We start from the raw sequence: 6,099 nt of genomic DNA, 5'->3' as shown, positions 1-6,099 counted from the left end.
TTCGTACGCGACGCTGCCCGGCGTCAGCGCGTTGGAGACCGACTGGGTCACCGGGTGCTTGATGAAATTCGCGATCGTCGCCGGGAAGAGCAGGATCGACGACGCGAAGATCGGCGGGATGACCCCGGCCGTGTTCACCTTGAGGGGAAGGTGGGTGCTCTGCCCTCCGTACACCCTTCGGCCGACGATCCGCCGGGCGTATTGCACGGGGATCCTGCGGTGGGCCCGCTCGAAGAAGATGATCACGCCGACGACGGCGACCATCAGCGCCAGCAGGATCAGCGCCCAGAAGATCGCGATTTCGCCGGTCCGGACGAGTTCCACGGAGCGTACGAGTCCGCTCGGGAACCGGGCCACGATCCCGGCGAAGATGATGAGGGAGATCCCGTTCCCGATCCCCCGCTCCGTGATCTGCTCCCCGAGCCACATCAGGAACGCGGTGCCGGAGGTGAGGGTGAGCACCGTCATGAGGCGGAACGACCACCCCGGGTTGTAGACGACCGAGCCGGCGCCCCCCGCGGCGACGCTTTCGAGCCCGACGGCGATCCCCATTCCCTGGATGATCGACAGGACCACGGTTCCGTACCGCGTGTACTGCGTGATCTTCTTCCGCCCGAGCTCCCCTTCCTTCGAAAGCTTCTCCAGCTGGGGGATCACGACCGTAAGGAGCTGCAGGATGATCGAGGCGCTGATGTACGGCATGATCCCGAGCGTGAAGATGGAGAAGCGCGCGAGCGCACCTCCCGAGAACATGTCGATCATGCCGAAGAGGGTTCCCGCCTGGCTCTCGAACACCGCCTTCAGGGCGACATTGTTGATTCCGGGCGTCGGAACGTGAATCCCGATCCGGTACACGACCAGCATCAGCGCCGTGAAGAGAATCCGGCGCTTGAGCTCGGGTACGCGGGCGATGTTCTGGAATCCGCCGAGCACCGGGGTCAGACCTCCACGGTCCCGCCGGCGGCCTTGACCTTTTCCACGGCCGCCTTGCTGGCGCGATCGACCTTCACGGCGAGCTTTCGGGTTACCTCGCCGTCCCCCAGCAGCTTGACGCCGTCGACGCCGCCCTTCACCAGGCCGGAGACGCGGAGCGCCTCGATGTCGACCACGGAGCCCGCCTCGAAACGATTGAGGTCCTTCACGTTGACGACCGCCCACTCCTTCCGGAAGACGTTCGTGAATCCTCGCTTGGGAAGGCGCCGCTGCATCGGCATCTGCCCGCCCTCGTACCCGGGCTTGGTGCCTCCCCCGCTGCGGGCCCGAAGGCCCTTGTGACCCTTCCCCGCGGTCTTCCCGAGGCCGGAGCCCTTCCCGCGCCCCACCCGCTTCCTCTGACGTTTCGCCCCATCCGCGGGCGCAAGCTCCGAAAGCTTCATGTCGTATCCCCCACTTCCTCCAACCGGACGAGGAACTTCACCTTTTCGACCATTCCCCGGATCTCCGGGGTGTCCTGCCGAAGGACCGCCCGGTTCGTTCGGGTGAGACCGAGTCCCCGCACGACCTTCCGGTGGTACTCGGTCCTGCCGCTCAGACCTTTGACCAGCGTGATGCGCAGCCGTACGCTCATGCCGTCGCCCCTTCCTCCCTCGGCCCCCGGACGCCGATCATCTGCTCCATGGTGCGCAGCTGCGCAAGGCCGTCGATGGCCGCCTTCACGAGATTGTGCGGGTTGTTGCTGCCCAGCGATTTCGTGAGGATGTTCGTGATCCCGCTCGACTCGATCACGGCCCGCACGCCGCCGCCGGCGATCACGCCGGTTCCGGGCGAAGCCGGCCGGATGATGACCTTGCTCGCGCCGAACTCCCCCGTGACCTCGTGCGGGACCGTCCCGTTCACGAGGGGCACCTTGATCAGGGCCCGTTTCGCGTTCTGGACCGCCTTCCGGATCGCGTCGGGAACCTCGTTGGCCTTTCCCAGGCCCGTTCCCACGTGGCCGTTGGCGTCGCCGACCACGACGACCGCGCTGAAGGAAAAGCGCCGGCCGCCCTTCACGACCTTTGCGACCCGGCTGATGTGCACCACACGGTCCTTCAACTCGAGCCCTTCCGGATTCACTCTTTTCAAGCCCTTCCTCCCGTGCCCGCTGGAAAGTGTTCGTTCGCCTTCAAAACTTCAGTCCGGACTCCCGCGCGCCGTCCGCCAGCGCCTTCACGCGGCCGTGATACAGGAACCCGTTCCGGTCGAACACCACCTGGTGGATGTTCTTCTCGACCGCCTTCTTTCCGATCCACTGTCCCACCTTCTTCGCGGCGTCGCTCTTGTCGAGCTCCCCGATCTCGGCCCGGATCTCGGGCGAAAGGGTGGAGGCGGCGAGGATGGTGGACCCGGTGGAGTCGATCACGAGCTGCGCGTAGATGTGCTTGGCGCTCCGGAATACCGACAACCGCGGCTTCTGCTCGGTGCCGAAGATCCGTTTCCGGATCCGGGTCTTTCTGTTCTGTCGTGCGATGTCCTTCTGGCTCTTCTGGCTCATGGCTTTCCGTTCCCCGTCCCGGGAATTGCGAAGCTGTCCGTTACTTCCCTGCGGCCTTCCCGACTTTCTTGATCAACCGCTCGCCGCGGTAGCGGATCCCCTTGTTCTTGTACGCGTCCGGCTTCCGGAGCATCCGGATCCTGGCGGCGGTTTCCCCGACCAGCTCCTTGTCGGTCCCGCTCACCTTGATGACCGTGTTCGCCTCGACCTCGGCGGTCACACCCTTGGGAAGCGGGAAGACGACCGGGTGCGAATAGCCCAGCGCGAGCTGGAGACCGCCGGACTTCGCCTCGGCCTTGTACCCGACTCCGACGATCTCGAGGGTCTTCGTGAATCCTTCCGTCACCCCGTGCACCATGTTCGACAGGAGCGTCCGGTACATGCCGTAGAGGTTGGCGGCGTCGGCGTCGGCGAGGGTAACCGTCGCCTTTCCGTCCGCAATCGCAACGGCCACCTGCGCCGGGATCCTGCGGGCGAGCGTGCCCTTCTTCCCGGTGACGGTCACCGAGCCGTCCCCGACCTCGACCTTCACTCCGGCGGGCAGGACCACCGGCTTCTTGCCTATTCTCGACATCGCTTCGCTCCTCCGTGTGAGAGACCGGGAAACCCGCCTACCAGACCTCGCAGAGCAGTTCCCCGCCGATCGACAGCTTCTTCGCCTTCTCTCCCGTCATGACCCCTTTCGACGTGGAGACGATCGCGACGCCGAACCCGTTCTTCACGGTCGGGATGTCGTCCTTCCCGACGTAGACCCGACGGCCCGGGCGGCTCACCCGGCGCATTCCCTTGATGGCGTAACCGGTGTCGGGCGACGCCTTCAAGGCGATCCGGAGCCGGTTCGCGTTCTGTTCGCTGACGACCCGGTACCCCTTGATGAACCCTTCCTCCTTCAGGATCTGGACGATGTTCTGGAGGACGGAGGTCGCGGGGATCTCCAGCTGTTCGAAGCGCGCGAGCTGCGCGTTGCGCAGCCTCGCAAGAAGGTTCGAGATGTGGTCGTTGATCGCCATGGCCCCCCCTACCAGCTCGCCTTGACCACGCCGGGGAGCTCGCCGCGAAGGGCGAGTTCCCGGAGGCAGATCCGGCAGAGCTGGAACTTCCTGTAAAAAGCGCGCGGCCGGCCGCAGCGGGGACACCGATTGTACTTCCGGACCTTGAACTTCGGCGTCCGACTCGCCTTGGCCATGATCGATTTCTTCGCCAACGTCTGCTCTCCTCTCTTCCTCCTGGGCTTACGCCCGGAACGGCATCCCCAGGAGTTTCAGCAGTTCCAGCCCTTCCTCGTCGGTCCGCGCGGTCGTCACGATGGTCACGTTCATCCCGCGGATCTTGTCGATCTTGTCGTAGTTGACCTCGGGAAAGATGATCTGCTCCCTCACCCCGAGGGTGTAGTTCCCGCGGCCGTCGAACCCTTTCGGGGAGACCCCCTTGAAGTCCCGGACGCGCGGCAGTGCGATCGCCATCAGCTTGTCGAGGAAGTGGTACATCCGGTCGCGCCGCAGCGTGACCATGACGCCGATGGGGACTCCCTCGCGGAGCTTGAAATTGGCGATGCTCTTCCTCGCCTTGGTGACCACGGGCCGCTGGCCGGTGATCACGCCGATCTCCTCGGCGGCGGAGTCGATGACCTTGATGTTCTCGATCGCGTCGCCCAGCCCCATGTTCACGATGACCTTGGAGAGACGGGGCACCTGCATGACGTTGCGGTACCCGAACTTCTCCCGCAGCCTCGGGACTACGTCCTTCCTGTAGTGGTCCTGCAGTCTCGCCATTTCCGATCACCCCCATCCGCCGCGTCGGCGGAGGTATCCTTTACTTTTTCTTCGCTTCCAGAACGTCGCCGCACCGTTTGCAGACGCGGCTTCTCCCGCCGGAGCCGTCCACGGCGCTTCCGATCCGGGTCGGCTTGTTGCACTTGTCGCACATGATGAGGACGTTGGAAAAGGCCATGGCCGCCTCCTTCTCCACGATCCCCCCCTGGGGGTGGGTCTTCCCGGGCTTGATGTGCCGCTTCACCATGTTGATCTTCTCGATGAAGATCCGGCCCTTGTCCCGGTCGACCTTCAGCACCCTCCCGACCTTTCCCTTCTCCCGGCCGGCGATCACCTTGACGATGTCGTTCTTCCGGATCCGCACCTTCGACGCGGCCTCCATGGCCCCTCCCGTGCTCACAGGACCTCCGGCGCCAGGGAGATGATCTTCATGAACTTCCTGGCGCGCAGCTCGCGGGCCACGGGTCCGAAGATGCGGGTCCCCACCGGCTCGCCCTGCGGGTTGATCAGTACGGCCGAGTTCTGGTCGAACCGGAGGTAGCTGCCGTCGGCCCGGCCTACCTCCTTGACGGTCCGGACGACGACCGCCTTGAACACATCGCCCTTCTTCACTTTCCCGTGGGGAATCGCCTCCTTGACGCTCACGACGATGATGTCGCCCACGGTGGCGTACCGGCGCCGGCTGCCGCCGAGCACCTTTATGCAGCAAAGGCGCTTCGCGCCGGAATTGTCGGCGGCGTCGAGCATGGTCTGCATCTGGATCATGGCGTTTCCGCTCCGCTACTCGGGAATTGGCCGCTTACCGGACGGCGGGCCGTTCGATCAGCCGCTGGACTCTCCACCGCTTGTCCTTGCTCAAGGGGCGGGTCTCGACGATCTCCACGCGGTCGCCGACCTGGAACTCGTTCTTCTCGTCGTGCGCCTTGTAGGTCACGCGGCGCTTCACGTACTTCTTGTACACGGGGTGCGGGACGAGACGCTCGACCCGTACCACCACCGTCTTGTCCATCTTGTCCCCGACCACCATTCCGACCTTGGTCTTCCGCGCTCCGCGGGCACCCATCGCTTTTTCCGCCGTCATGTCAGCTCGCCTTCCCTTCCGTCTTCGCGCGCAGGATGGTGACGACCCGGGCAAGGTCCCTGCGGCGGTTGCGGATCAGCATCTTGTTCTCGAGCGCGGACGCGCTGCGCTTCATCTTCAGCCGGAAGATCTCGTCCCGGAGCTCCCGCTCCTTCTGGCGGAGCTCCTCCGCTCCCAGGTCCCGCGCTTCCTTCTTCTTCATCGCCTTACGCCTCTCTCGACAGGAATTTCGTCCGGATCGGGAGCTTGTGGTCCGCCAGGCGGAACGCCTCGCGCGCGGTCGCCTCGTCCACCCCCTCGATCTCGTAGAGGACCCGGCCGGGGCGGACGACGCATACCCACTCCTCCGGCGCCCCCTTCCCCTTCCCCATGCGGGTCTCGGCCGGCTTCTTGGTGATCGGCTTGTCCGGGAAGATGCGGATCCAGATCTTTCCACCCCGCTTCACGAATCGCGTCATGGCGACGCGGGCGGCCTCGATCTGGCGGGAGGTGATCCACCCGGCGGTGGTGGCCTTCACGCCGTAATCCCCGAAGTTCAGCGTGTTCCCGGCCTGCGCCGCACCGCGGCGGCGGCCCTTCATCGTCTTGCGGAACTTGACCCTCTTGGGGGCGAGCATCGTGTCAGCGTTCTTCTATTCGTTGATGGCCGGGGCGGAGGGCGCCTGCGGCAGCACCTCCCCCTTGTAGATCCAGACCTTCACGCCGATGATGCCGTACGTGGTGCGCGCCTGCGCGAAACCGTAGTCGATGTCGGCGCGGAGGGTGTGGAGGGG

The 6,099-nt window shown here is 65.1% G+C and carries 15 protein-coding genes; all 15 read right to left on the bottom strand.

What is annotated here, in order from left to right; genetic code table 11:
- The coding region (gene secY / locus HZB86_06255; GenBank protein ID MBI5905138.1) for a preprotein translocase subunit SecY at nucleotides 1-933 on the bottom strand (933 nt) is incomplete at its 3' end.
- Nucleotides 934-938: 5 nt separating this feature from the next.
- Nucleotides 939-1,376 (bottom strand): 50S ribosomal protein L15, encoded by a 438-nt coding sequence (gene rplO / locus HZB86_06250; GenBank protein ID MBI5905137.1) that lies wholly within the window; start codon nucleotides 1,374-1,376, stop codon nucleotides 939-941.
- Nucleotides 1,373-1,567 carry a 50S ribosomal protein L30 gene (gene rpmD / locus HZB86_06245; protein ID MBI5905136.1) on the bottom strand — a complete coding sequence of 65 codons (195 nt, stop codon included), beginning with the start codon at nucleotides 1,565-1,567 and terminating at the stop codon, nucleotides 1,373-1,375. Before rpmD ends, rplO begins: the two co-directional genes overlap by 4 nt.
- Nucleotides 1,564-2,064 carry a 30S ribosomal protein S5 gene (gene rpsE, locus HZB86_06240; GenBank protein MBI5905135.1) on the bottom strand — a complete coding sequence of 167 codons (501 nt, stop codon included), beginning with the start codon at nucleotides 2,062-2,064 and terminating at the stop codon, nucleotides 1,564-1,566. The genes rpmD and rpsE overlap by 4 nt, the downstream gene beginning before the upstream one ends.
- A gap of 40 nt (nucleotides 2,065-2,104) precedes the next feature.
- Nucleotides 2,105-2,473: a 50S ribosomal protein L18 gene (locus tag HZB86_06235; GenBank protein MBI5905134.1), complete on the bottom strand. Its 369-nt coding sequence runs from the start codon at nucleotides 2,471-2,473 to the stop codon at nucleotides 2,105-2,107.
- A gap of 40 nt (nucleotides 2,474-2,513) precedes the next feature.
- Complete coding sequence (rplF, locus tag HZB86_06230; GenBank protein MBI5905133.1) at nucleotides 2,514-3,047, bottom strand: 50S ribosomal protein L6; 534 nt, start codon at nucleotides 3,045-3,047, stop codon at nucleotides 2,514-2,516.
- Between the two features lie 37 nt (nucleotides 3,048-3,084).
- Complete coding sequence (gene rpsH / locus HZB86_06225; protein MBI5905132.1) at nucleotides 3,085-3,483, bottom strand: 30S ribosomal protein S8; 399 nt, start codon at nucleotides 3,481-3,483, stop codon at nucleotides 3,085-3,087.
- Between the two features lie 8 nt (nucleotides 3,484-3,491).
- The gene (locus HZB86_06220) at nucleotides 3,492-3,677 is read right to left on the bottom strand and encodes a type Z 30S ribosomal protein S14 (GenBank protein MBI5905131.1); all 186 of its coding nucleotides are present in this window, start codon (nucleotides 3,675-3,677) and stop codon (nucleotides 3,492-3,494) included.
- A 28-nt stretch (nucleotides 3,678-3,705) separates the two neighbouring features.
- Entirely contained in the window at nucleotides 3,706-4,245 is a 540-nt protein-coding gene (gene rplE / locus HZB86_06215) for a 50S ribosomal protein L5 (GenBank protein ID MBI5905130.1), read from the bottom strand.
- A 40-nt stretch (nucleotides 4,246-4,285) separates the two neighbouring features.
- Nucleotides 4,286-4,627 carry a 50S ribosomal protein L24 gene (locus HZB86_06210; GenBank protein MBI5905129.1) on the bottom strand — a complete coding sequence of 114 codons (342 nt, stop codon included), beginning with the start codon at nucleotides 4,625-4,627 and terminating at the stop codon, nucleotides 4,286-4,288.
- A gap of 14 nt (nucleotides 4,628-4,641) precedes the next feature.
- The gene (rplN, locus tag HZB86_06205) at nucleotides 4,642-5,010 is read right to left on the bottom strand and encodes a 50S ribosomal protein L14 (GenBank protein MBI5905128.1); all 369 of its coding nucleotides are present in this window, start codon (nucleotides 5,008-5,010) and stop codon (nucleotides 4,642-4,644) included.
- A gap of 34 nt (nucleotides 5,011-5,044) precedes the next feature.
- A complete protein-coding gene (gene rpsQ / locus HZB86_06200; GenBank protein MBI5905127.1) occupies nucleotides 5,045-5,308 on the bottom strand; it encodes a 30S ribosomal protein S17 in 264 nt (87 codons plus the stop codon).
- A 19-nt stretch (nucleotides 5,309-5,327) separates the two neighbouring features.
- Nucleotides 5,328-5,528 (bottom strand): 50S ribosomal protein L29, encoded by a 201-nt coding sequence (gene rpmC / locus HZB86_06195; GenBank protein MBI5905126.1) that lies wholly within the window; start codon nucleotides 5,526-5,528, stop codon nucleotides 5,328-5,330.
- Between the two features lie 4 nt (nucleotides 5,529-5,532).
- Nucleotides 5,533-5,943 (bottom strand): 50S ribosomal protein L16, encoded by a 411-nt coding sequence (gene rplP, locus HZB86_06190; protein ID MBI5905125.1) that lies wholly within the window; start codon nucleotides 5,941-5,943, stop codon nucleotides 5,533-5,535.
- A gap of 15 nt (nucleotides 5,944-5,958) precedes the next feature.
- Nucleotides 5,959-6,099 (bottom strand): 30S ribosomal protein S3 (locus tag HZB86_06185; GenBank protein ID MBI5905124.1); only part of this gene is annotated, 141 nt, incomplete at its 5' end.

Source organism: Deltaproteobacteria bacterium, from assembly GCA_016234845.1.
Classification (GTDB): domain Bacteria; phylum Desulfobacterota; class Deferrimicrobia; order Deferrimicrobiales; family Deferrimicrobiaceae; genus JACRNP01.
Note: the sequence above shows the minus strand (reverse complement) of the source record. Positions and strands in the feature narration are given on the sequence as shown.